19 protein-coding genes are annotated in these 20,958 nt (G+C 71.4%); 10 read left to right on the top strand and 9 right to left on the bottom strand.

Translation table 11 applies throughout. The features are described from left to right. The first annotated feature begins 2 nt into the window (after positions 1 to 2). Together ABIE67_RS21015 and ABIE67_RS21010 are read left to right on the top strand one after the other, a co-directional pair. The gene (locus tag ABIE67_RS21015) at positions 3 to 878 is read left to right on the top strand and encodes an acyl-CoA dehydrogenase family protein (protein ID WP_370259621.1); all 876 of its coding nucleotides are present in this window, start codon (positions 3 to 5) and stop codon (positions 876 to 878) included. A 508-nt stretch (positions 879 to 1,386) separates the two neighbouring features. Continuing rightward, positions 1,387 to 1,848: an ATP-binding protein gene (locus ABIE67_RS21010; protein WP_370268775.1), complete on the top strand. Its 462-nt coding sequence runs from the start codon at positions 1,387 to 1,389 to the stop codon at positions 1,846 to 1,848. Positions 1,849 to 2,260: 412 nt separating this feature from the next. Here ABIE67_RS21010 and ABIE67_RS21005 read toward each other — a convergent pair whose 3' ends face one another. Beyond that, complete coding sequence (locus ABIE67_RS21005; RefSeq protein ID WP_370259617.1) at positions 2,261 to 3,187, bottom strand: cyclase family protein; 927 nt, start codon at positions 3,185 to 3,187, stop codon at positions 2,261 to 2,263. A 96-nt stretch (positions 3,188 to 3,283) separates the two neighbouring features. Here ABIE67_RS21005 and ABIE67_RS21000 point away from each other — a divergent pair, with 96 nt between their 5' ends. From ABIE67_RS21000 to ABIE67_RS20985, 4 genes are all read left to right on the top strand, one after another. Then, positions 3,284 to 4,198 (top strand): SDR family oxidoreductase, encoded by a 915-nt coding sequence (locus ABIE67_RS21000; RefSeq protein WP_370259615.1) that lies wholly within the window; start codon positions 3,284 to 3,286, stop codon positions 4,196 to 4,198. A gap of 112 nt (positions 4,199 to 4,310) precedes the next feature. Then, positions 4,311 to 5,462, top strand: a complete 1,152-nt coding sequence (locus ABIE67_RS20995; RefSeq protein WP_370259611.1) for an acyl-CoA dehydrogenase family protein — start codon at positions 4,311 to 4,313, stop codon at positions 5,460 to 5,462. Further along, entirely contained in the window at positions 5,462 to 6,511 is a 1,050-nt protein-coding gene (locus ABIE67_RS20990; protein WP_370259607.1) for a Zn-dependent alcohol dehydrogenase, read from the top strand. The genes ABIE67_RS20995 and ABIE67_RS20990 overlap by 1 nt, the downstream gene beginning before the upstream one ends. A 217-nt stretch (positions 6,512 to 6,728) precedes the next feature. Further along, entirely contained in the window at positions 6,729 to 7,982 is a 1,254-nt protein-coding gene (locus ABIE67_RS20985; protein ID WP_370259604.1) for an MFS transporter, read from the top strand. On the opposite strand, the gene ABIE67_RS20980 is transcribed toward ABIE67_RS20985, so the two are convergent. Further along, positions 7,890 to 8,966, bottom strand: coding sequence for a GlxA family transcriptional regulator (locus ABIE67_RS20980; protein ID WP_370259603.1), 1,077 nt, complete (start codon positions 8,964 to 8,966; stop codon positions 7,890 to 7,892). The two genes, ABIE67_RS20985 and ABIE67_RS20980, sit on opposite strands and share 93 nt — an antisense overlap. A gap of 71 nt (positions 8,967 to 9,037) precedes the next feature. On the opposite strand from ABIE67_RS20980, the gene ABIE67_RS20975 reads away from it, so the two are divergent. Next, positions 9,038 to 10,348 carry an MFS transporter gene (locus tag ABIE67_RS20975; RefSeq protein ID WP_370259601.1) on the top strand — a complete coding sequence of 437 codons (1,311 nt, stop codon included), beginning with the start codon at positions 9,038 to 9,040 and terminating at the stop codon, positions 10,346 to 10,348. On the opposite strand, the gene ABIE67_RS20970 is transcribed toward ABIE67_RS20975, so the two are convergent. Continuing rightward, on the bottom strand, positions 10,345 to 10,977 hold the full coding sequence (locus tag ABIE67_RS20970; RefSeq protein WP_370259598.1) for a flavin reductase family protein: 633 nt from the start codon (positions 10,975 to 10,977) through the stop codon (positions 10,345 to 10,347). The two genes, ABIE67_RS20975 and ABIE67_RS20970, sit on opposite strands and share 4 nt — an antisense overlap. 129 nt (positions 10,978 to 11,106) lie before the next feature. Here ABIE67_RS20970 and ABIE67_RS20965 point away from each other — a divergent pair, with 129 nt between their 5' ends. Next, the gene (locus ABIE67_RS20965) at positions 11,107 to 12,048 is read left to right on the top strand and encodes a hypothetical protein (protein WP_370259594.1); all 942 of its coding nucleotides are present in this window, start codon (positions 11,107 to 11,109) and stop codon (positions 12,046 to 12,048) included. Between the two features lie 93 nt (positions 12,049 to 12,141). On the opposite strand, the gene ABIE67_RS20960 is transcribed toward ABIE67_RS20965, so the two are convergent. The 6 genes from ABIE67_RS20960 to ABIE67_RS20935 all read right to left on the bottom strand — a co-directional run bounded on the left by ABIE67_RS20960 (position 12,142) and on the right by ABIE67_RS20935 (position 19,732). Further along, the gene (locus ABIE67_RS20960) at positions 12,142 to 12,987 is read right to left on the bottom strand and encodes an enoyl-CoA hydratase/isomerase family protein (RefSeq protein ID WP_370259591.1); all 846 of its coding nucleotides are present in this window, start codon (positions 12,985 to 12,987) and stop codon (positions 12,142 to 12,144) included. Between the two features lie 7 nt (positions 12,988 to 12,994). Then, positions 12,995 to 15,220 carry an acetate--CoA ligase family protein gene (locus ABIE67_RS20955; RefSeq protein ID WP_370259586.1) on the bottom strand — a complete coding sequence of 742 codons (2,226 nt, stop codon included), beginning with the start codon at positions 15,218 to 15,220 and terminating at the stop codon, positions 12,995 to 12,997. Between the two features lie 199 nt (positions 15,221 to 15,419). Then, a complete protein-coding gene (locus tag ABIE67_RS20950; protein ID WP_370259584.1) occupies positions 15,420 to 16,925 on the bottom strand; it encodes a flavin monoamine oxidase family protein in 1,506 nt (501 codons plus the stop codon). Positions 16,926 to 17,071: 146 nt separating this feature from the next. Further along, positions 17,072 to 18,262: a flavin-containing monooxygenase gene (locus ABIE67_RS20945; protein WP_370259581.1), complete on the bottom strand. Its 1,191-nt coding sequence runs from the start codon at positions 18,260 to 18,262 to the stop codon at positions 17,072 to 17,074. Between the two features lie 252 nt (positions 18,263 to 18,514). After that, positions 18,515 to 19,240 carry a DUF4232 domain-containing protein gene (locus tag ABIE67_RS20940; RefSeq protein ID WP_370259577.1) on the bottom strand — a complete coding sequence of 242 codons (726 nt, stop codon included), beginning with the start codon at positions 19,238 to 19,240 and terminating at the stop codon, positions 18,515 to 18,517. A 171-nt stretch (positions 19,241 to 19,411) separates the two neighbouring features. Further along, positions 19,412 to 19,732 carry a GYD domain-containing protein gene (locus ABIE67_RS20935; protein ID WP_370259573.1) on the bottom strand — a complete coding sequence of 107 codons (321 nt, stop codon included), beginning with the start codon at positions 19,730 to 19,732 and terminating at the stop codon, positions 19,412 to 19,414. Positions 19,733 to 19,967: 235 nt separating this feature from the next. On the opposite strand from ABIE67_RS20935, the gene ABIE67_RS20930 reads away from it, so the two are divergent. Both ABIE67_RS20930 and ABIE67_RS20925 read left to right on the top strand, forming a co-directional pair. Continuing rightward, positions 19,968 to 20,381 (top strand): hypothetical protein, encoded by a 414-nt coding sequence (locus ABIE67_RS20930; protein ID WP_370259570.1) that lies wholly within the window; start codon positions 19,968 to 19,970, stop codon positions 20,379 to 20,381. Positions 20,382 to 20,698: 317 nt separating this feature from the next. Then, positions 20,699 to 20,890: a hypothetical protein gene (locus ABIE67_RS20925; protein WP_370259566.1), complete on the top strand. Its 192-nt coding sequence runs from the start codon at positions 20,699 to 20,701 to the stop codon at positions 20,888 to 20,890. The last annotated feature ends 68 nt before the right edge of the window (positions 20,891 to 20,958 follow it).

Genomic DNA, 20,958 nt, shown 5'->3' with positions numbered 1-20,958 from the left:
GGATGCGTTTCCAACTGGCCGAGGATCAGCGGGCGTTGCGGGACGGTGTGCGGGAGGTGCTGGCGCGGTGCTTCGGCCCGGAGGCGCTCAGGGCCGCCGTCGACGATCCCGGCCGCCTGGACCGGGCGCTGTGGCGGGAGCTCGGTGCGGCGGGCTTCTTCGCGCTACGGCTGCCGGAGGCACGGGGCGGAGTCGGACTCGGCCTGCCCGAGGCGGTGTTGGCCTTCGAGGAGGCCGGACGGGCGCTGCTGCCCGGGCCCCTGGTGGCCACACACCTCGCGGCGGGGGACGTACCCGGCGCGGCCACCGGGGAGGCGGTCGTGACGGCCGTCGGCAACGGGCTGGTGGAGTGGCTCACGGAGGCGGACGTCGTACAGGGGGACGCGGCCGGTGCCGTACCGCTGCGGGCGGTCGACCCGCTGACGCCCCTGCACCGGGTTCCCGTGGGGGCGCCGGTGAGCCCCCTCGCCGTACTCCTCACCGCGGCCGAACAGTTGGGCAGTGCCACACGCACGTGCGAGCTGGCCGTGCAACACGCCCGGGTCCGCGAGCAGTTCGGGCAGCCGATCGGGGCCTTCCAGGCCGTGAAGCATCTGTGTGCGGAGATGCTGGTGCGGACGGAGACGGCCCGTGCCGCCGTCTACGCGGCGGCCGTCACGGCCGAGCCGGCCGACATCGACACCGCCCGGCTGCTCGCCGACGAGGCCGCCGTGCGCGGCGCCCGGGACTGCCTCCAGGTGCACGGCGGCATGGGGTTCACCTGGGAGTTCGAGCTCCACCTGCATCTGAAGCGCGCGTGGCTGCGGACGCACCGTGCGGGACCCGCTACGGAGAGTGAGGATCGTCTCGCGGCCGAGCTTCTCACCGAATCGGCCTGAAGGCCGCTGGTCTGCGATGTCGTCGACAGCCCCGGCGCGGGTGTCGCGGATTGTGGCATACCGGAATTACGGAGCGTTGATATCGGGTTGTGTCCTACGCGTGACTCGTCACGGCCTGGAGTCGGCCGTCCGCTCCGGTACCTTGTGTGAGATGCGAGTGGTTCCGAGCACGAGCCATCCCGGAGTTGCCCTTGAGGCGGCTCCGGATCCGGCGGTGCGCGCCGCTGTTCGCAGGGCGGGAGGGCGTTCTGGCCCCGCCTGTTCGACTCCCCACGACAAGCGTCGCACAGTATGCCGCAGGGGTACTCCTTCGCGCTGGAATATGCCCGAAGCGCTTGTTGGGGTGACTGTACGTCAACCATGCTGTCAGCTAAGGGATTCACGTTCCGTGACCCTGGCTTTGGCCATTGTTCTGGCCATGAAAAGAATGGCTAGGATCGTGGCCCTCGTGAGGCGCGGGGCTATGTGTCCGCCGGTTCGGATGGTGTGAGCGGTGCAGGTGCTTCAAGTGCAGCTGGAGATCCGGCCCGACCCCGCTGAGGTGGGGCGAGCCCGGCGGTGGGCACGCTCGCGGCTCGCCGGATCCGGGATAGAGGCCGACGAGCCGCTCGCCGAGACGCTGATCCTGCTCGTCTCCGAACTGGTCACCAACGCCGTGGTGCACACCGGCTGTCCGGCCGTGCTGCGCCTGTCCCTGCCGGGAGCGGCCCAGGACAGTGCCACCGTCCGGCTCGAGGTGGCCGACCACAGTGGCCGGGCGCCGGTGCCCCGGTGTGTCGACGGCGACGCGACGGGCGGCCGTGGACTCGCCCTCGTCGACGGTCTCGCCGACCGGTGGGGCTGGAGCGCCGAGGGTGCCGGCAAGCGGATCTGGTGTGAACTCGACCGCGGCGCGGAGTCGGCGGCGTCCCGTTCCACCTACGGGAGTGGGGCGTCGGCGTACGAGGGGCTCGCGTACGAAGCGGTGTGACGGGCGCACGGTGTGACCATTCCGCCGGATCCGGTGCACGGTTGCAGAAAGTGCTGTGCCTCCAGTTCGGGGGAGCATCGGTGCGCCCGGGCATGCTTCTGTGCGCGGCCCTCTGCAAATAGGGCGTAAGTGACAAATCCACGAGTGGGTGTTGACGCCGCGTGTCCGGTTGATCACGCTTGTGGTCAGCGATTCGCCGCGAGGGGACGACGAGGGCTTCGGTGACGGAAGCCCTTGCCGAGTGTGGGTCGTGATTCGGCGTCGGTTCTCCGAGGGCCAGGAGGGCCGGGGCGGGTACGCCGGAGTCGGATGGCGGCGCGCGGTGCCGTGCTCGGGGCGGAAGGGGGCACCCCCTGCTCGGGCGTAGCCGGGAGTGGGGAAGCCGCGCCGCCAGCCGACCTCGTCGGAGGGCTCAGAGAACGGCCACGGGTGCGACGGGAGTCCCCGTGCCGCCGACGAAGGGCTCGGGCATCGCCGACAGCAGAAACGTATAGCGGCTCTCTTCTCCACAGGCTGTGGATAACTCTTCGAGATTCCAGTTCTGGCCCTGGAGCATCCCCATTTCCACCAGATCGAGCGCGTGCACCGGCAGCCACAAATCCTCTGTCTCCGGTGGAAATATCTCAAACGTGAGGGTGTCGTTGGCCACGGCCGCCACATCGCGCGCGTGGAACCACTCGGGGGTGCGGACCGACAGGCCCGGTGAGGGATAGCCGTACGCGTGCTTGTCGCCGGCGAGATACACCTGGATCTGCCCCGTCCGTACGAGCACGATGTCGCCGGCACGCACGCGCGTACCCGCCAGCTCCTCGGCCGCCTCCAGGTCCTCCGGCGTGACCGCGTGCCCGCCGTCGAGTCGCGTGACCCCACGCGCGCGTGCCACGTCCAGCAGCACCCCGCGCGAGACGATGTGCCGCGCCTTGTCGATGCCGCTGAACTCGGCGCCGCCGTGCGGGGTGATGGTGCCGGCGGGGCGGCCGTTGTAGATGCGGCCCGAGTGCGAGACATGGGTGAGCGCATCCCAGTGGGTGGCGGCCTGCAGGCCCATGGTCACGGCGTCGTCGCTGCACGCGACGGTTCCCGGGCCGAAGATCTCCTGGTTGATCTGCACCATGGTGTGCAGGGGGTTCACGCGCCCGGGGATCATCCCGGTCTGTACGCCGTCCTGCTGGAGCGGGAGGGCGAGCGGAACGCGACGGCCGCTGCGGACGCGGGCGGCGGCCTCGCGGACCACCTCGTCGGTGATCAGGTTCAGGGTGCCGATCTCGTCGTCGGCGCCCCAACGGCCCCAGTTGTTCACGCGCTTGGCGATCTCGTGGAACGCGTCCGGCAGTGACATGAGTCCTCCCCGGGGCTTGTCTCCGTGTATCTGACGGGTCGTAGAATCGAGTTCGAATCTAACGGACCGTCAGAAACTGCGGGAAGGGGCCGGGGCATGGGGAACTTCTTGGCAGGCAAGGTCGTCGCCGTGACGGGCGCCGGGCGGGGCATCGGCCGGGCGGTCGCGCTCGCCGCCGCCGCCGAGGGCGCGCGGGTCGTCGTCAACGACTACGGGGTCTCGGTGGAGGGGGCATCGCCCACCAGCGAGGTCGCCGAGGCCGTGGTCAAGGAGATCGAGTCGGCGGGCGGGGAGGCCGTCGCGGTCGCCGACGACATCTCCACGATGGCGGGCGGACAGCGGGTGGTCGATGTCGCGCTGTCGTCGTACGGACGCATCGACGGTGTGGTCTGTGTCGCCGGGATCCTGCGTGAGCGGATGCTGTTCAACATGACCGAGGAGGAGTGGGATCCGGTGGTCGCCACTCATCTGAAGGGGACGTTCACGGTGTTCCGGGCCGCTTCGGCGGTGATGCGCCGGCAGCGGGCGGGCACCTTGATCGGGTTCACCAGCGGGAATCACCAGGGGTCCGTGTCGCAGGCGAACTACAGCGCGGCGAAGGGAGGGATCATCTCGCTGGTGCGGAGCGCTGCGCTTGGCCTGAACCGGTATGGGGTGACCGCCAACGCGGTGGCGCCCGTCGCCCGTACGCGGATGTCGGCCGGGGTGCCCATGGAGCTGACCGAGATCGGGGAGCCCGAGGATGTGGCCGCCCTGGTGGTCTACCTGCTGTCGGACGGGGCTCGGGGGGAGGGGATCACGGGGCAGGTGTACACGGTGGCGGGGCCGAAGATCGCGGTGTGGGCTCAGCCGCGGGAGCTGCGCTCGGCTTATGCGGTGGAGGGGTGGACGCCGGAGCGGATCGCGGAGGTTCTGCCGGGGTCGGTGGGGGTGGATCCGATGCCGATGTTGGAGCGGGTGCGGGAGATGAGGCGGGCTGCGGCGGAGGGGGCGCGGCCCAACGCCCAATAGCTCGGGGCGGAAGGTCGTATGGCGGCTGCGGGTGGATTGTGGCTTGTCGCGCAGTTCCCCGCGCCCCCAGGACGAGGGCGTCGTCCATGGCCGGAGATTGCGAGGAGACCCTATGGACTTCGGGTTCGCGCCGGAGGATGAGGCGTTCAGGACGGAAGTTCGCGCATGGCTCAACGAGTACGTCAAGGATGCTCAGGACCGGCGCACTTGGGAGCGCATTCTTGGTAAAGTCGGCTGGATAGGGGTTGGTTGGGCCGAGGGCGGTTACGGCAATCGGAGTGCCACTCTCACCCAGCAGGTCGTCTGGGCCGAGGAGTACGCGCGGTCGGGGGCGCCGGCTCGGTCCGGGCATATCGGGGAGAACCTCCTGGCGCCCACCCTCATCGCGCATGGCACCGAGGAGCAGAAGGCGCGGTTTCTGCCGGCGGTCGCGGCGGGGGACGAGTTGTGGTGTCAGGGGTACAGCGAACCCGGTGCGGGGTCGGATCTCGCGGGGGTGCGGACGAAGGCGGTGCTGGGGGCGGACGGGGAGTATCGGGTCACGGGGCAGAAGATCTGGACTTCTCTCGCGCATGAGGCCGACTGGTGTTTTGTGCTGGCCCGTACGGATCCCGAGTCGAGTCGGCATCATGGGCTGACTTTCCTGCTCGTTCCGATGGATCAGCCGGGGCGTATAGAGGTGCGGCCCATTCGGCAGATGACGGGGACCAGTGACTTCAACGAGGTGTTCTTCGACGGGGCACGCGCGCGCGTGGAGCACGTCGTGGGGGGAGAGGGCGGGGGCTGGCGCGTCGCGATGAGTCTGCTCGGGTTCGAGCGGGGGGTGTCGACGTTGGCCCAGCAGGTGGGGTTCGCCCAGGAGTTGGGGCGGGTGGTGCGGGCGGCCGTGGAGTCGGGGGCGGTCGACGATCCCGTGGTGCGTGAACGGCTTGTGCGGCAGTGGGCCGAGCTTCGGGTGATGCGCTGGAACGCGTTGCGTACCTTGGGGCGGTCCGGGGACGGGGGCGCTCCCAGTGCGGCCAAGCTGCTGTGGGGTGGCTGGCATCAGCGGCTCGGGGAGCTGGCGATGATGGTGCGGGGCGCGGCTGCCGGGGCCGGGCCGGGGGAGTGGTCGCCTTCGGCGCCGTACGAACTCGACGAGGCTCAGCAGCTGTTCCTGTTCTCCCGGGCCGACACCATCTACGGCGGATCCGACCAGGTTCAGCGCACGATCATCGCCGAGCGTGTGCTCGGCCTGCCCAGGGAGCCCAAGGGGGTCGTCTGATGCGCGGTGTGGTGTTCGACGGGAAGCAGGTCCAGGTCGTGGGGGACCTGGAGGTGAGGGATCCGGGACCTGGAGAGGTGCTGGTCGCGATCTCGGCCGCCGGGCTGTGCCACAGCGATCTGTCTGTGGTGGACGGGACCATACCTTTTCCGGTTCCTGTGGTGCTGGGCCATGAGGGGGCGGGGGTGGTGGAAGCGGTGGGTGTGGGGGTCACCCATGTCGAACCCGGCGATCATGTGGCGCTGTCCACGCTCGCCAACTGCGGTACGTGCGCGGAGTGCGACCGGGGGCGGCCGACGATGTGCCGGCAGGCGATCGGGCGGCCCGGGCAGCCGTTCACCCAGGGCGGGCGGCCCGTCTTCCAGTTCGCGTCCAACTCCGCCTTCGCGGAACGGACCGTGGTCAAGGCCGTGCAGGTGGTGCGTATCCCGAAGGACATTCCCCTGCCGTCCGCCGCGTTGATCGGGTGCGGGGTGCTGACGGGAGTGGGGGCCGTTCTCAACCGGGCGAAGGTGGACCGTGGGGACAGCGTGCTCGTCATCGGCACCGGCGGCATCGGCCTCAACGTTCTTCAGGGGGCGCGGATCGCGGGTGCCCTGCGGATCGTCGCCGTGGACGCCAATCCGGCGAAGGAGGCGGTGGCGCGGCAGTTCGGGGCGACCGACTTCCTGACCTCGGCGGAGGGCGTGCGGGAGCTGCTGCCGACGGGGGCGGACCATGCCTTCGAGTGCGTGGGGCGGGTGGAGCTGATCCGGCAGGCGGTCGATCTGCTGGACCGGCATGGGCAGGCGGTTCTGCTGGGGGTTCCGCCGGCCGGGGCCGAGGCGTCCTTCGCCGTGTCCTCCATGTACCTGGACAAGTCGATCCTGGGGTGCCGGTACGGATCGTCCAGGCCGCAGCGGGACATCGCGCTGTACGCCGAGCTGTACCGGGACGGGCGGCTGTTGCTGGACGAGCTGGTGACGCAGACGTATCCGGTGGAGGAGTTCGAGAGGGCGGCGGCGGACGCGGAGGCGGGGAAGGTGGCTCGCGGGGTGCTCACCTTTTGAGGGCCCCGGGTCCCGCGAGCCTCTTGGGCATCAGGCCCCGGGTCCCGCGCGCCTCTTGGGCATCACGGCCACGGGTCCTGCGAGCCGCAGGGCATGAGGGCACCGGGTCCTGGGCCCCGGCCCTTGTGAAGCAGCGCCTCAGTGGCTTCCAGCGACGTTATCCACAGGCCCGGAAATCGGCTGCCGCGTTGTCAGTGGCGGCGCCTACCGTCGTGCCATGACCTATCGAGACGTCGCCTCCAAGCAGGTCCTGATCTGGGCCTGCACCGCCGTCGCCTCTCGTATGCCGGTCGCCATGACGCCGTTGGCCCTGGTCTTTCTGGTGCGGGAGCGGCCCGGCGGTTACACCCTGGGTGCGGCGCTCGCGGCGGCCTATGTACTCGGTGAGATCCTCGGCGCCCCGGTCCTCGGGATGCGGCTGGACCCGGCTCGCGGCCGGCGGCACCTGGCCCTCGGGCTCGCGGGCGGGGCGGTGGGGTTCACGGGGCTCGGGGTGCTGGCCGGGGCGCACCCGGTCGTGCTGGGGGCGTTCGCGTTCCTGGCCGGTGCGGCACCGGCCGCGGTCGCCGGCGGTCAGCGGGCGCTGCTGACCTCACTGGTCCCGGAGCGCGCCGTGGCGCAGGCGCTGTCCACCGAGTCGATGCTGATGTCCGGCGTGTGGGCCGTCTCGCCGGTCGCGGTCGCAGGCCTCGCCCTGGGGGTCGAGCCAAGGGTGCCGCTGCTCCTCGCGGCCGTCCTCATGGCGTCGTCGATCACGGGCCATTGGCTGCTGCCCGCCGGCTGGGCCAAGGGGGAGCAGGACGAGCAGGCAGGTCGGGCGAAGTCCCGTGTGCTGATACGGGCTTGGCCGGTGTACGTCACGGGCGCGGCCAGCCTCACCCTCCTCGGTCTCGCCGAACTCACCCTGCCCGCCCTCCTGGAGCAGCGCGGTATCGGCGTCGGCTGGTCGGGCCCGATGCTGGCGGGCATGGCGGTGGGAGCGGGGCTCGGGGCGTTCCTGTACGGCCTCAGGGCGTGGCCGGGGCGGCTCCGCGCGCGCAGTGTGGTGCTGATGTGCGTCATGTCGGTCTTCGTGACGCTCGCCGCGCTGATACCGGGCGCGGCAGGGATCGCGATGGCCCTCGTCCTCGCGGGCACGGTCCAGTCGGGCGCGCTGATCACCCGCAACCTGTCCCTGCGCGAGGCGCTGCCGCCGGGTGTTCTGGCCGCCGGCTACTCCTTGATGTACGCGGCCGCGGGCGCGGGTTACGCGGCGACGGGTTCCCTCGCCGGTGGCCTGCTCCAGGTGGTGGCGCCGTCCACGGCGATCCTGGCCGGAGTGGTGGTGACCCTGCTGTTGACGGCGCTCGGTTGGTGGGGAGAGGCCCGCCGGGACGGCTCAAGCGTCGCTGAGGACCTGTACGTCGGAGAGGCCCCCGGCGCGGAAGGTGCGCCGATAGCTGGTGGGTGTGACGCCGAGCGTGGCCTGTAGGTGCTGCCGCATCGACTGGGCCGTACCGAAACCGGCGTCCCTGGCCACCTGGTCGACCGAGAGGTCGGTGGACTCCAGGAGATGACGGGCGCGTTCGACGCGCTGCTGGGTGAGCCACTGGCCGGGGCTGACGCCGACCTCCTCGCGGAAGCGGCGGGTGAAGGTGCGCACCGACATGGACTCCTGGTCCGCCATGTCCCGCAGCTGGATCGGCTCGTGGAGGCGGCCCAGGGCCCAGGCTCGGGCCGTGGTCGTGGACGCCTGCTGCGGGTCGGGGACCGGGCGGTGGATGTACTGCGCCTGGCCGCCGTCCCGGTGGGGCGGTACGACGGTGCGGCGGGCCACGTCGTTGGCGATCGCCGTGCCGTGGTCGCGGCGGACCATGTGGAGGCACAGGTCGATCCCGGCCGCGACGCCGGCCGAGGTCAGCACGTCTCCGTCGTCGATGAACAGGACGTCCGCGTCGACGTCGATCTTCGGGAACAGCCGCTGGAAGCGCTCCGCGTCGGCCCAGTGCGTGGTGGCCGGGCGGCCGTCGAGCAGGCCGGCGGCGGCCAGGACGTAGACGCCGGTGCAGATGGAGGCGAGCCGGGTGCCGGGTCGGATGCGGGCGAGCGCGGCGGCCAGCTCGTCGGTCAGGACGCCGTCCTCGAAGACCGGGCCGAGTTCGTACGACGCCGGGACGATCACGGTGTCGGCCGTGGCCAGGGTCTCCGGCCCGTGCTCGACCTGGATGGCGAAGTCGGCGTCGGTCTGCACCGGGCCGGGCGGCCGGATCGAGCAGGTGACGACCTCGTACAGGAGCCGGCCCAGCGCGTCCTTGGGGCGGCCGAAGATGCGGTGCGGGATGCCCAGCTCGAAGGGGAGCAGTCCGTCCAGGGCCAGGACGACGATGCGGTGCGGCCGGAACTCGGACACGGACTGGGACTGGGACTGGGGCTGAAACTCGGACGCATGTTCACGGTGCGCCGGCTCACTGCTCATGGCCCGATCCTAACGAATGCTGTCCTTCGGGCCAATGGATTCGCGGCTGCGCAGGCCCGAAGCTCGTTGTCGTGACGCAGACAGCCGAAGCCACCGCCGCCACCGCCGACAAGTCCCCCACCGGGCCGAGTCGTCCCCGCATCCATCGCGCCTGGTTCGTCGCCGCCGTCGCCTTCGTGACGATCCTCGGCGCGGCCGCCTTCCGCTCCCTGCCGGGGCTGCTCATCGACCCCCTGCACGAGGAGTTCGGCTGGTCGCGCGGCACGATCGGGGCCGCCGTCTCCATCAACCTGGCCCTGTACGGTCTCACCGCCCCCTTCGCCGCCGCGCTGATGGACCGCTTCGGCATCCGGCGCGTGGTCGCGTTCGCGCTCATCCTGATCGCGCTCGGCTCGGGCCTGACGGTGTGGATGACGGCGGCCTGGCAGCTGCTGCTGTGCTGGGGTCTGCTGGTGGGCCTCGGTACCGGTTCGATGGCACTGGCCTTCGCCGCGACGGTCACCAACCGCTGGTTCACCGAACGGCGCGGCCTGGTCACCGGCATCCTCACCGCCGCCTCGGCCTCCGGGCAGCTGATCTTCCTGCCCCTCATGGCCCTGATGGTCGACGGGGGCAACTGGCGTCCGGCCGCCGTCACGGTCTCCCTCGCCGCCCTCGCGGTCGTGCCCTTCGTCCTGTTGCTGCTGCGCGACCACCCGGCCGACGTGGCCCTGAAGCCGTACGGCGCGAAGGAGTTCGTGGCCAAGCCGGCCCCCGTGACCGGGGCCGCCCGCCGCGCCGTCACCGTCCTGCTGAAAGCGGCCCGCACCGGCCCCTTCTGGCTGCTCGCCGGCACCTTCGCGATCTGCGGTGCCTCCACCAACGGCCTCGTCCAGACCCACTTCGTGCCCGCCGCCCACGACCACGGCATGCCCGTCCCGGCCGCCGCCTCGCTGCTCGCCGTCATTGGCGTGTTCGACGTGATCGGCACGATCGCCTCCGGCTGGCTCACCGACCGCTTCGAGGCGCGCCGCCTGCTCGCGGTCTACTACGCCCTGCGCGGCGTCTCGCTGCTGTTCCTCCCGATGCTGCTCGCCCCGTCGGTGCACCCGCCGATGCTCTTCTTCATCGTCTTCTACGGCCTCGACTGGGTCGCCACGGTCCCGCCCACCGTCGCCCTGTGCCGGGAGCAGTACGGCGAGGACAGCGCGATCGTCTTCGGCTGGGTCCTCGCCTCCCACCAGGTCGGAGCCGCACTGGTGGCCGTCCTCGGCGGGGTCGCGCGCGACACCTTCGGCTCGTACGACGTGGTCTGGTACGCGTCGGGCGCGCTGTGCGCGGCGGCGGCGCTGATGGCGCTGGTGATCCGGCGGCGGACGGCTCCGGTGGCGATGGCGGTCTAGAGGAACCGCCCCTTGTGGAACAGCAGCGGCGCCTCGTCCCCGTCGCTCGCCCCCAGGGCGTCCACCCGTCCTACGACGATGAGGTGGTCGCCCCCCGTGTGCACCGCGTGGACCGTGCAGTCGATCCACGCGAGCGTGCCCGCGAGGCGTGGCGAGCCGGAGACGGGGGCCGCGTCGTAGGTGACCCCCGCGAACTTGTCCGCGCCGCTCACCGCGAAGGCGCGGCACAGCTCGCCCTGGCCGGCGCTCAGGACGTTCACGCAGAAGACGCCCGCGCGGGCGATGCGCGGCCACGTCGTCGACGTACGGCCGACCATGAAGGCGACCAGGGGCGGGTCCAGGGAGAGGGCGGAGAAGGACTGGCAGGCGAAACCGGCGGGGGTGGCGGGGGAATCGGGGGTGGAGCCGGGAGTGGGGGCCTGAGCGGTGTCGGCGGTGAAAGGTGCCGTGACAACGGCGACGCCCGTCGCGAAGTTCCCGAGCACCCGCCGGAACTCGGCCTGCCCGACCGGCGCCCGCTCGTCCTCGCCGACGCAGCGCAGCGCCGGGCGCGGCAGCGCCTCCACGGGCGGTGCGTCGGCCGACCTGAGGTAGCGGACGGCGGCGGCCGCCATCCCTGCGTGTCCCATCACACCGACCATTGAAGCTGACGGTGTGTCAGATGGGAAGGGGTGCGCAGGGACGCGGAAAACCCCTGCGTACGCTGCGCCCATGGGGTGGGGAGACACGGGGCGGGGACAGACATGGAGTGGGCAGACATGGGGCGGGCAGACATAGAGCGGGAACACAGACCCGACGGCTCGATCACGGTGTTCACCGAGCTGAACACGGCCGCCGCGATCGCCGCCGCGCAGCTGCCGGCAGCGTGGCTGCTCTGGTGGGTGGTCGAGATCACCGGCGATGACGACTACGGGATCGGGTACGGCGGCGCCTACCTGATGTTCTGCCTGCTCCTGTTCGCGCCGCTGATCCTTCCGGTGCTCGGCCTGCTCCACGCGGTCGCGCACCTCGGGCCGGCCGGCGTCCTCGCCCGCCTGGCCGCCCGGCGTCTTCGCGGGCCCCGCTGGGCCTGGGACCTGCTGTGCGCCACGACCGTCGGGGCGGCATGGGCGGCATGGGCGGCGCTGACCGCGGTGCTCTGGGACTGGCCGTTCCTCCGCACGGCCGCGGTACTGGCGGCCCTGGGCGTCCTGCCCGTACTCGGTCACGCATACGCACGCGCGCGTGCCCGGGCCAAGGGCCGGGCGTGGGGGATCTGGGGTGTCTGGCTCCGCTCGGCGCTGCTCTCCGCCGTGCTGTTCATGCTGGCGATCGTGCTCGCCGTACCGGCCACGGTCATGGGACTGATCCAGGAGTACGAGCCCCCGAAGCTGTCCGCCGGGCAGCTCGCCGGAGTCTGGCGGGGCGAGGGCGCGGGCGTGCTCCGGCTGGATCCGGGCGGACGGGCCCAGGGGAGCAAGCTGCCCGGCGATTCCGCGTCCGGTGACTGGGACGCCGACCCGCTCGACGAGTGCGAGGGCTCCGGCAGCTGGGCGCCCGGCAGGAAGGACGGCCGTGACGCCGTGGTCGTACGACTCGACGGGGAATGCGGGCGGGTGACGTACTGGACGATCGGCGGCACGGAGCGCGACCCCGAGCTGTTCGTGCTGCTCGGTGACCCGGACGCGGCCGACGTGCGGGTCCTGAAGCGCGTCTCCTGAGCCCGCACCGCCCCCTGTACGCAGCGCTCACCGCCCCTGTACGCGGCGCTCACCGCCCCTGTACGCGGCGCTCACCGCCCTTGAACTCGGCGCTCACCGACCCCTGTACTCGGCGCTCCTGCGCTCCACGAAGCTCGCCACGCCCTCCCGTGCGTCCTGTGTCGTCATGTTGATCTCCTGCGCGGCTGCCTCCGCCGCGAAGGCGGTGGCGCGGTCGGTGTCGAGGGAGGCGTTGACGAGTTGCTTGGTGAGGGCGAGGGCACGGGTCGGGCCGGTGGCGAGGCGCTCGGCCCATGCGCGGGCCGTCTTGTCCAACTCCCCCTCCGGGAGGACACGGTTGACGAGGCCGAGCCGCTCCGCTTCCGTGGCGGTGAGCGCGTCGCCGAAGAACATCAGCTCCTTCGCCCGCCGGGGGCCGACCAGGCGGGCGAGGAGATACGCCCCGCCGCCGTCGGGGACGAGGCCACGGCGCACGAACACCTCGATGAACCTGGCCGATTCGGCGGCCAGTACGAGATCGCAGGCGAACGCGAGATGGGCGCCGAGGCCGGCCGCGGTGCCGTTCACCGCCGCGATCACCGGCTTCTCGCAGTCGAGGACGGAGGCGACGAGGCGCTGGGCGCCGAGCCGGATCGTGCGGGCGACGTCGCCGGGGACCCGCTCACCGGCCGCCGCCGCGGCCCCGTCCCGCCCACCACCCCCGCCCCGCAGATCCGCCCCGGTGCAGAAACCGCGGCCCGTCCCGGTCAGGACGACGGCCCGGACGTCCGGGTCCGCGGAGGCTTCGGCGAGCAGGTGGATGATGCGTTCGCGCTGGTCAGGGGTGATGGCGTTGAGGGACTCGGGGCGGTTGAGGGTGATGCGGCAGACCTGATTGTCAGTGGCGTGCAGTACCAATGACTCAACGGAATTTCCGGGCACACGGGGGGAATCAGGCATGTTCACTTCAGCTGCACACCACCAACGCGTCCAGCGCCACGGCGCCCTGCCCCCTGGGCAGCACCATCAGCGGATTGATATCGAGCTCCGCGAGGTCGTCCCCGAGCTCCAGCACCATGCGCTGCACCCGCAGGACGACTTCCACGAGCGCGTCGAGGTCCGCAGGGGGCCGCCCCCGGACCCCGTCGAGGAGAGCCCGCCCGTGCAGTTCGGCGAACATGTCCCGGGCCTGCTCCTCACCGAAGGGCGGCACCCGTACGGCCGTGTCGTGCAGGACCTCCACGAGCACCCCGCCCAGCCCGACCGTCACGGTGGGGCCGAACAGGTCGTCGTGCGCGGCGCCCACGACCATCTCGACACCCCGCTCGACCATCTGGCAGACCAGGACGCCGTCCAGGGTGACGTCCTCGTAGCGGGCGATGTCGGTCAACTCGCGGTAGGCGTCGCGGACCTGGCTGGCGGACGTCAGTCCGATCTTGACCAGGCCGAGTTCGGTCTTGTGGGCGATCCGCGCACCGGACGCCTTCATCACCACGGGGTAGCCCACCAGCCCAGCGGCCCGCACCGCCGCCGCGGCGCTGGTCACCAACTGCTCGCGCGGAACGCGGATGCCGTATGCCCGCAGCAGTTGCTTCGCCGCGTGCTCGCTCAACTGCTCGCCCGGGCGTATCAGTGCCTGCGCCTTGCGGAAGGACGGCGAGGGCGTGCGCGGGGCCTCGTCGAAGGGGGAGCGGTAGCCGGTGACGAAGCGGTGGTGGTCGAGGTAGGCGCGGACGGCGGTGATGCAGTTCGCCACCGTGCGGAAGGTGGCGACGCGCGAGGAGCCGAGCAGGACTTCGCGGTACGCCGGCTCGGTGCCGACCGGCGACCCCCACACCACGCACACCAGCTTGTCCGTCCGCTCGGCGGCCTCCACCAGATCCTGCACGAGCCGGTCACTGAGCGGCGGGAAGGGGCCGGTGACCGGGCAGATCAGCACGCCGACCTCGGGGTCGTCGAGGATCGCGTCGATGATCTTCCGGCCGCGCCAGTCGCCGACAGGATGCCCGCCGTTGTCGACCGGGTTGGCCACGCTCAGGTACTCGGGTATCCACTGGTGCAGTTCGGCCTGTTTGGCCTCCGACAGCGCGGGCAGCCTCAGCCCCGCCTCGGTCGCCAGGTCGGCGAAGTGCGCGCCCGTGCCGCCCGAGATCGAATAGACGACGACACCCTCCGCGCGAGGCGGCCGCGCGCGGGCCAAGAGGGTCGCGGTGTCCTGGAGTTCGTCCAGGCCGTCCACCCGGATCACCCCGTACTGCCGCATCGCCGCGTCCACCACCGCGTCCGCGCCGGTCAGCTTGCCGGTGTGTGAGGCGGCCGTGCGGGCGCCGGTCTCGGTGCGGCCGACCTTGACGGCGACCACGGGAACCTTGCGGCGGGCGGCACGGTCGGCGGCGAGGAGGAAGGAACGGCCGTCCTTGAGGCCCTCCACGTAGCAGGCGATGGCGCCCACCTCGGGCCGTTCGGCGAAGTAGGAGATGAAGTCGGCGGTCTCCAGATCGGCCTCATTGCCGGTGGGCGCCCAGTGGGAGAGGCGGATGCCGAGCTGCTGGAGGGCGAAGACGGGGCGGCCCTGGTGGCCGGACTGGGTGATCAGGGCGATCGCGGGGCCGTCCAGGTCGTCCCGGAACCGTTCGAAGGCGTTGAGGTTGGTGTTGGGTCCGAGGAGCCGCATCCCGGACCGCCGGACGGCGGCCGCGAGCCGGTCCTGGGCGGCGGCGCCGTCCCCGCCGGTCTCGGCGAACCCGGAGGCGAAGACGACGGCGAACTTCACCTTGGCCTCGGCCAGTTCCTCGATCACCGGAAGGGGGTCGGCGACCAGCAGTACGGCGAGATCGACCTGCTCGGGCAGGTCGGCGACGGAAGGGCAGCAGGGGATGTCGAAGACGGACGGACGGCTCGGATGCACCGGGTGGAGCCGGGCGCCGACCCGCTCGGACCAGGCGATCAGCTGGCGGGTGACACCGGTGTTCGGCCGGCCCTCGGTGTCGGAGGCGCCGATCACGGCGACCGACTCCGGCCGGAAGAAGCGGTCCAGATCGGGCACGTCGGAGTACAGCGGACGGCCGCTGACGTCGAGATCGTCGACATCGGCGGGCCGGCCGTGGACGGCGGGCCCGGGCTGCTCGCCACAGGCGATGACCCGGGCCCGGCGGGAGTCGGTGGTGAGGGTGCCGTGGGTTGATCCAAGCATCGGTCCGCCCGCTCCTGTGTGACAGCGATTAACTGACGCAGTGTCAGATTAAAGGAACTGGCGTCATGTCAGGAACGGCTGTGCACACAAAGTTGGCGGAGCGGTCGGCGTGCGACAGCAGGCAGTGCTCGGCGACACCGCTCGGCCGACACCGCTCGGCCGGTGTGGCTCGGCCCGGTGTCGCTCGGCCCGGTGTCGCTCACAGCACCGCCAGCACATCCTTCGCCACCCGCTCGCCCGACCGCACCGCCCCGTCCATGAAGCCCATCCAGTAGGTGGACGTCTCGGTGCCGGCCCAGTGGATGCCGCCGACGGGCGCGCGCAGGGCGGGACCGTACTGGGTCAGGACGCCGGGCGCGGCGATGGAGACGGGGCCGCCGCGGGTGTAGGCCTCGTTGTTCCAGCGTTGCAGGACGAAGGAGGTGGGGGAGGCCGCTTTCTCGCCGAAGTACGTCGTGTAGTCCTTCAGTACGGCCGCCCGGACCTCCGCCTCGCTCGCCGAGTCCAGCTTCCGGGCCTCGTCGGCCTCGATGAAGCCCATCAGCGCGCCGTAGGAGGCGTCGGGCGGGGAGTTGTCGAAGGTGGAGCTGACCACGCCGGTGTCGCTGACGACCTGACCGTTGAGGCCGTCGGCGCGCCAGAAGGGGGTGTCGTAGATCGCGATCGCCTTGCCGACCGACGCCATCGGCAGGCGCTGGGTGAGCTGGTCGCGGGAGGCCGGCAGGACGGGGTCGTAGGTGATGCGGGCGGCGATCGGCGGGGGTACGGCGACGACGACCTTCCTGGCGGTGACGGTGATGCCGTCGGCCGTGACGACGTAGCTGCCGCCGGACCGGGCGATGGTGCGCACCGGGGCGCTGAGCACCACCCGGTCCCCGAGCGTCGCGGCGAGTTTGACCGGCACCAGCTGGGAGCCGCCGACGAAGCGCAGTTCCTGGGCGCCGTTCGCCGTCTCGGTGAGGCGTTCCAGGGTGCCGGGGTTGGCGGAGTTGCCCGCGGCGGCGATGTAGAAGAGGACGAACAGGAAGGAGAGTTCACGGGGTTCGGCCGAGAAGATCGACGTGCAGGCCACGTCGAAGAGGAACTTGGCCGAGGGGATGACGGCGTTGGCGCGCAGCCAGGTCTCGAAGGTCTGCCGGTCCCATTCCTCGGCCTTCGCGGCGGTCCAGGGGGCGTCGACCGGGATCTGTTTGGCCAGGTCGTCGAGCGAGGCCTGCACGATCGCGGCGTTGGCGAGTCCGGCCGCGTCGATGGGCGGGACCGCGCCGAGGATGCCGTCGGTGGCGTAGGGGGTCTTCTTGCCGTCCTTGTAGAGGAGGTTCTCGCCGGTGTTGTAGGTCGCGAAGGTCTGTACGCCGAGCGAGTCGGCGAGGGCCTTGATGCGGTCCTGGGTGGGGCCGATGAACTCGCCGCCGCCCTCGGTGACTCCGCCGTTCGCCAGGTTCAGCCCGACGACCCGGCCGCCCACGCGGTCGCGGGCCTCCAGGACGACGACCGACTTGCCGGCGGCCACCAGGTCGCGGGCCGCGGTGAGGCCGGCCAGGCCGGCGCCGACGATCGCGACGTCGACCTGCCGGGTGGCCGCCGAGGCCGTACCGGCGGCGGTCGCGGTGAGGGTGGCGGCACCGGCCGCGGCGGCCGCGCCGCCGAGGAGGGAGCGCCGGGAGAGCCGGGGGGTTCGGGGGAACTGTCGTTCGCTTGCCACGTGCGTCCTCCGTCAGGGCGAGAGGGGGCGGAGCAGAAAAGTTGAACAGTGCTCACATTCTGGCCCCGTGCGGCGGCGCGGTACAGCTCTCCCGTCACAACTGACCCGCAAGTAACAGGAGATCTACGTAAGAGAGTTGAGGGTGTCTACGTCACCGGCAGCCGGGAGACGCCTCGGCTGCCGTCGCGGGCGATGGCCTTGGCTATCTTCTGGGCGTCGATCGCCATCTCGCGGAGGTTGCCGCTGATGGGGTTGGTGAAGCCGGTGAAGTAGAGGCCGGGTGCGTCGGCGGGGGTCCGGGCGCCCTGGACGACCGGCTTGCCGCGGGCGTCGAGCACCCCGAGGTGGCCGATCATGCCTTCGAGTCCGCGGACGTATCCGGTCGCCGCGATGACGGCGTCCGGGGAGACGTGGCTGCCGTCGGCCAGGAGCACCTTGTCGTCCTCGAAGCCCTCGACGGCGGCCACGATCTCAATACGGCCCTTGCGCACGGCGTCGATGAGGCCGACGTCGAGGACCGGGATCGCGCCTTCCCTGACCCGGCTGTAGAGGCCGGAGTCGGGGCGCGGCAGCCCGTGGGCCGACAGGTCCGGCACGCTGAGCTTGGCCACGGGCCTGGCGAGCCGGTCGACGAGCCCGACCGGCAGTCGCCGTACGAGGATGCTCGTGCGCTGGGCCGGCCACCCGGCGGTGGAGCGGCGGACGATGTGCGGGGTGGTGCGGACCGCCAGCCGTACCCGTGCGGCTCCGCCCTCCACCAGGTCCACGGCGATCTCGGCGCCGGTGTTGCCGACGCCGACGACCAGGACGTCGCGGCCGGCGTAGGGGGCCGGGTTGCGGTACTCGCCGGCGTGCTGGAGTTCGCCGGTGTAGTCGGCGCGGCCGGGCCAGTCCGGGATGTGCGGGGTGTGGTTGTGGCCGGTGGCCACGACGACCGCGGCGCCGGTCAGTTCACGGCCGCCAGTGGCGCGCAGCAGCCAGCCGGAGCCGTCCGGGGCGGGCTCGACGCGGGAGACCTCGACGCCGGTGACGATCTCCAGGTCGTGGTGCTCGGCGTACTTCTCCAGGTAGCGCACGACGTCGTCCCGCGACACCCAGCGCCCGAAGCGACGCGGTATCGGCAGCCCGGGCAGTCCCGACAGCCGGCGGGTGGTGTGCAGATGGAGCCGGTCGTAGTGGCGCCGCCAGGAGGCGCCGATCCGGTCCGCCTTCTCCAGCACGACGGCCCGCAGCCCCTGGGCGCGCAGCGCGTGCGCGACGGCGAGTCCGCCGGGGCCGCCGCCGATGACATAGACGGGGCGGTCCGTGGGGGTCGGGGACGCTGTGGAGTCGGCCATGGTCGGGAGCGTAATCACGCATCCGGTTGATGGGTCTCGGTCAAGCCCGGAATTGGTTGCGGATCGATCACGGCTGTAGGAGGGGTGGGTGGGATCTGTGGCGTAGGTCTCGTGGTTGTGGGGGTGGGGTGGACGGGGCTGTGGCGCGGGCGGGGTGGGCAACGGCGTCGGGGCGGGGCGGTGGGATCGGCTCGGTGGGGCCACCGCCCGCCGGCTCGGTGGGCTTGCGTGGATCCTGAGCTGGGGGTCCGTTCAGCTGAGGGGGACGGCGTCCGTCGGGGAGGTGTGCCAGTTGGTGACGATCGGCTTGTCGACGGTGATGGTGTCGACCGGCAGGGAGACCGGGTCGGGGTCGTCGTCACCGACGGCGACGATGATGCTGTCCAGTTCCTTGCCGCCGTCTCCGTCGGTGGTCTTGGGGTTCACCCCGGCGTAGGCGGTGGTGCTTCCGCTCAGCTTGATCTGCTCACCGACGGACTGCTCCGCTGGGCCGGCCTGGGTGCCGTCGGAACCGAACGCCACGGTCGGCAGCGCGGCGGGCAGGTAGCAGCTGATGCCCGACTTCGCCTTCGCGATGACCAGGATGTAGCCGCCGGCCTGGGACTCGGACCTGGTGCTCCAGGAGATGTCGTTGGCACCGCAGACCTGCTCGACCGGCACCCGCTCACCGTCGCCGGTGCCGGTGCCGGTGCCGGTGCCGGAACCGGCCCCGTCCTCGGTCCCCTTGCCCGTCGTGGCGGAGCCCTTGCCGGTGCCCTGGCCGCTGCCCGCGGTCGATGAGCCGGACGAGTCGGACGAGCCGGATGAGTCGGACGAGTTGGACGATCCGGACGGGGTGGCCGTCGAAGAACCCTGCGCGGCGCTGCTGTCCGTGGCCTTGCCGGCGGCCTTGTCCGTGTCCTGGCATGCGGTCATCAGCATGGTGCCGCCCACGAGGGCCGCGGAGACGAGTAAGGCCTTGCGACGGTTGCCGGACATGAAATCCCCCTGGTTGTCGGTTGTTTGAGGCCGAAGTGGTTTTCGGCTGCTCGCTGCTTGCTGCTTGCTTGATCACTAAGAGGGGGCTGCGAGCCGAAGGGATGCCGGCGTCTTCATTCCAGGACGGCGCTGTCACCGGCTGGTGACGTGATCACGACGGGGGCCGCAGGGTCACGTGCCGGGGGCGCGGAAGGTGACCTGGCGGCGGGCGGCCTTGTCGATCTCGTCAAGGGTGAGGAGGGGAGTGGCCCGGGTGTGGAGGGCGCCGCTGGCCTTGACGGTGAGGCTCACCGCGGCCATGGAGACCGCGTCGGGGAAGTCGATGATGCACACGAGATCGTCCTCGCCGAAGGCGAAGTACATGGCCTCGATGTTGCCGCCGAGATCGCTGACGACCCGGTCGACGGCGGCGCGGCGGCCGCTCGCGCCTTCCTTGAGCAGCCCCTTCGCGCCGTCGGGCGTGTAGGTGGCCTGGATGAGGAACTTGGGCATGGGGCTGCTTCCTGACCTCGCTCGTCCTGTACGCAGCATGGCCTTCCCTCCGGCGCAGGGGCCGCTGCCCGCGGAGGGAGAGGATTCACCCGTTGGAACCGGACCCCGGACTCCATGGCTCATGCACCCCATGGCTCATGTACCCCATGGCTCATGTACCCATGGCCCATGTACTCGGGTTGCGCTGAGTACTTGCGCTCTGTCGGTGATCGGGCGAGGCGACGACGCTTGGGCCATGCGCCAAGGACATCGAGAACCACGCGGACCCGTTCCCCTGCTGCTGCCGATCCTCGTGACGGCCGGACTGTCGCTGGCGGGGTGGGCCGCCTGGCTGGGCTGGGACCAGCATCGCGATGTGCAGCCGGACGGTACGACGACCGGCCCGTACGAGGCGTGGCAGGTGATCGGACTGGTGCTGACGCTGCTGGTGCCGGTGTACTGGGCGGCCTCCCGGCGCCACGTCACGGGGGCTGTGCTCGGCACCACGGCCGGTCTGACCGTTGCCGCCTACTACGACTGGTCGGACGACGCCAGCGGCCTGTTCATGGTCGGGGTGAGCATGGTGATGGTGGGGAGCCTCGCCGTGACCGCAGGCCTTTCCGCCGTGATCGGCTCCGTCATCGCTCCGCGAGGCGGTCAGCCGGGCTGACCCGGCCGCACGTGAGCCGGCGCCGACCCCCCGGCACAGCACGACGCCGAGCCCGGGCTCTGACATGCGCCGGGCTCGGCGTCGTATGGGCGGTGGCCGGAGTCATGACGGGAAACCGGCACCGCGTCTCAGGGTCCCGGGCAGGAGACCCGGAAAGGTCCCGGTCAGGGGACCCGGGGAGGTCCCGTTCAAGGGACCCGGGAAGGTCCCGGTCAGGGGACCCGGGAAGGCCCTGGAAAGGCCTACCGAACCGCCCCACCTCGTGGTCGGCGCCGTCGGCGTCGGTGACGGTCGTCGTCAGCGTCGAGTAGGCGTCCTTGTCGAAGACCAGGGCGTCCGAGGAGGAGGACTTCGAGGTGCTCGTGTCGTCCGACGCCTGCGCGGTCAGGGCGATGCCCCCGACCGCCGCGGCCCCCGCGGTCGCCCCGATCCCGATGACGACGCTCCTGCGCTTGACTGCCCTGTGCTTCACGTCCGGCTCCCTCGGTGTTCTCTGCTTGTGTCTGTGAACCTAGCGGGAGTGTGGACAAGATTGCCAACAATCCGTGGGACTCATCGCGGATGCACGGGCGATTGT

This window comes from Streptomyces sp. V4I8, assembly GCF_041261225.1.
In the GTDB taxonomy this organism is placed as follows: domain Bacteria; phylum Actinomycetota; class Actinomycetes; order Streptomycetales; family Streptomycetaceae; genus Streptomyces.
Note: the sequence above shows the minus strand (reverse complement) of the source record. Positions and strands in the feature narration are given on the sequence as shown.

Coding starts and splice junctions, on each gene's coding strand:
- ABIE67_RS21015 (WP_370259621.1), top strand. CDS start 3: ATGCGTTTCCAACTGGCCGAGGATCAGCGGGCGTTGCGGGACGGTGTG.
- ABIE67_RS21005 (WP_370259617.1), bottom strand. CDS start 3,187: ATGTCACTGCCGGACGCGTTCCACGAGATCGCCAAGCGCGTGAACAAC.
- ABIE67_RS21000 (WP_370259615.1), top strand. CDS start 3,284: ATGGGGAACTTCTTGGCAGGCAAGGTCGTCGCCGTGACGGGCGCCGGG.
- ABIE67_RS20995 (WP_370259611.1), top strand. CDS start 4,311: ATGGACTTCGGGTTCGCGCCGGAGGATGAGGCGTTCAGGACGGAAGTT.
- ABIE67_RS20990 (WP_370259607.1), top strand. CDS start 5,462: ATGCGCGGTGTGGTGTTCGACGGGAAGCAGGTCCAGGTCGTGGGGGAC.
- ABIE67_RS20985 (WP_370259604.1), top strand. CDS start 6,729: ATGACCTATCGAGACGTCGCCTCCAAGCAGGTCCTGATCTGGGCCTGC.
- ABIE67_RS20980 (WP_370259603.1), bottom strand. CDS start 8,966: ATGAGCAGTGAGCCGGCGCACCGTGAACATGCGTCCGAGTTTCAGCCC.
- ABIE67_RS20970 (WP_370259598.1), bottom strand. CDS start 10,977: ATGGGACACGCAGGGATGGCGGCCGCCGCCGTCCGCTACCTCAGGTCG.
- ABIE67_RS20965 (WP_370259594.1), top strand. CDS start 11,107: ATGGGGCGGGCAGACATAGAGCGGGAACACAGACCCGACGGCTCGATC.
- ABIE67_RS20960 (WP_370259591.1), bottom strand. CDS start 12,987: ATGCCTGATTCCCCCCGTGTGCCCGGAAATTCCGTTGAGTCATTGGTA.
- ABIE67_RS20955 (WP_370259586.1), bottom strand. CDS start 15,220: ATGCTTGGATCAACCCACGGCACCCTCACCACCGACTCCCGCCGGGCC.
- ABIE67_RS20945 (WP_370259581.1), bottom strand. CDS start 18,262: ATGGCCGACTCCACAGCGTCCCCGACCCCCACGGACCGCCCCGTCTAT.
- ABIE67_RS20940 (WP_370259577.1), bottom strand. CDS start 19,240: ATGTCCGGCAACCGTCGCAAGGCCTTACTCGTCTCCGCGGCCCTCGTG.
- ABIE67_RS20935 (WP_370259573.1), bottom strand. CDS start 19,732: ATGCCCAAGTTCCTCATCCAGGCCACCTACACGCCCGACGGCGCGAAG.
- ABIE67_RS20930 (WP_370259570.1), top strand. CDS start 19,968: ATGCGCCAAGGACATCGAGAACCACGCGGACCCGTTCCCCTGCTGCTG.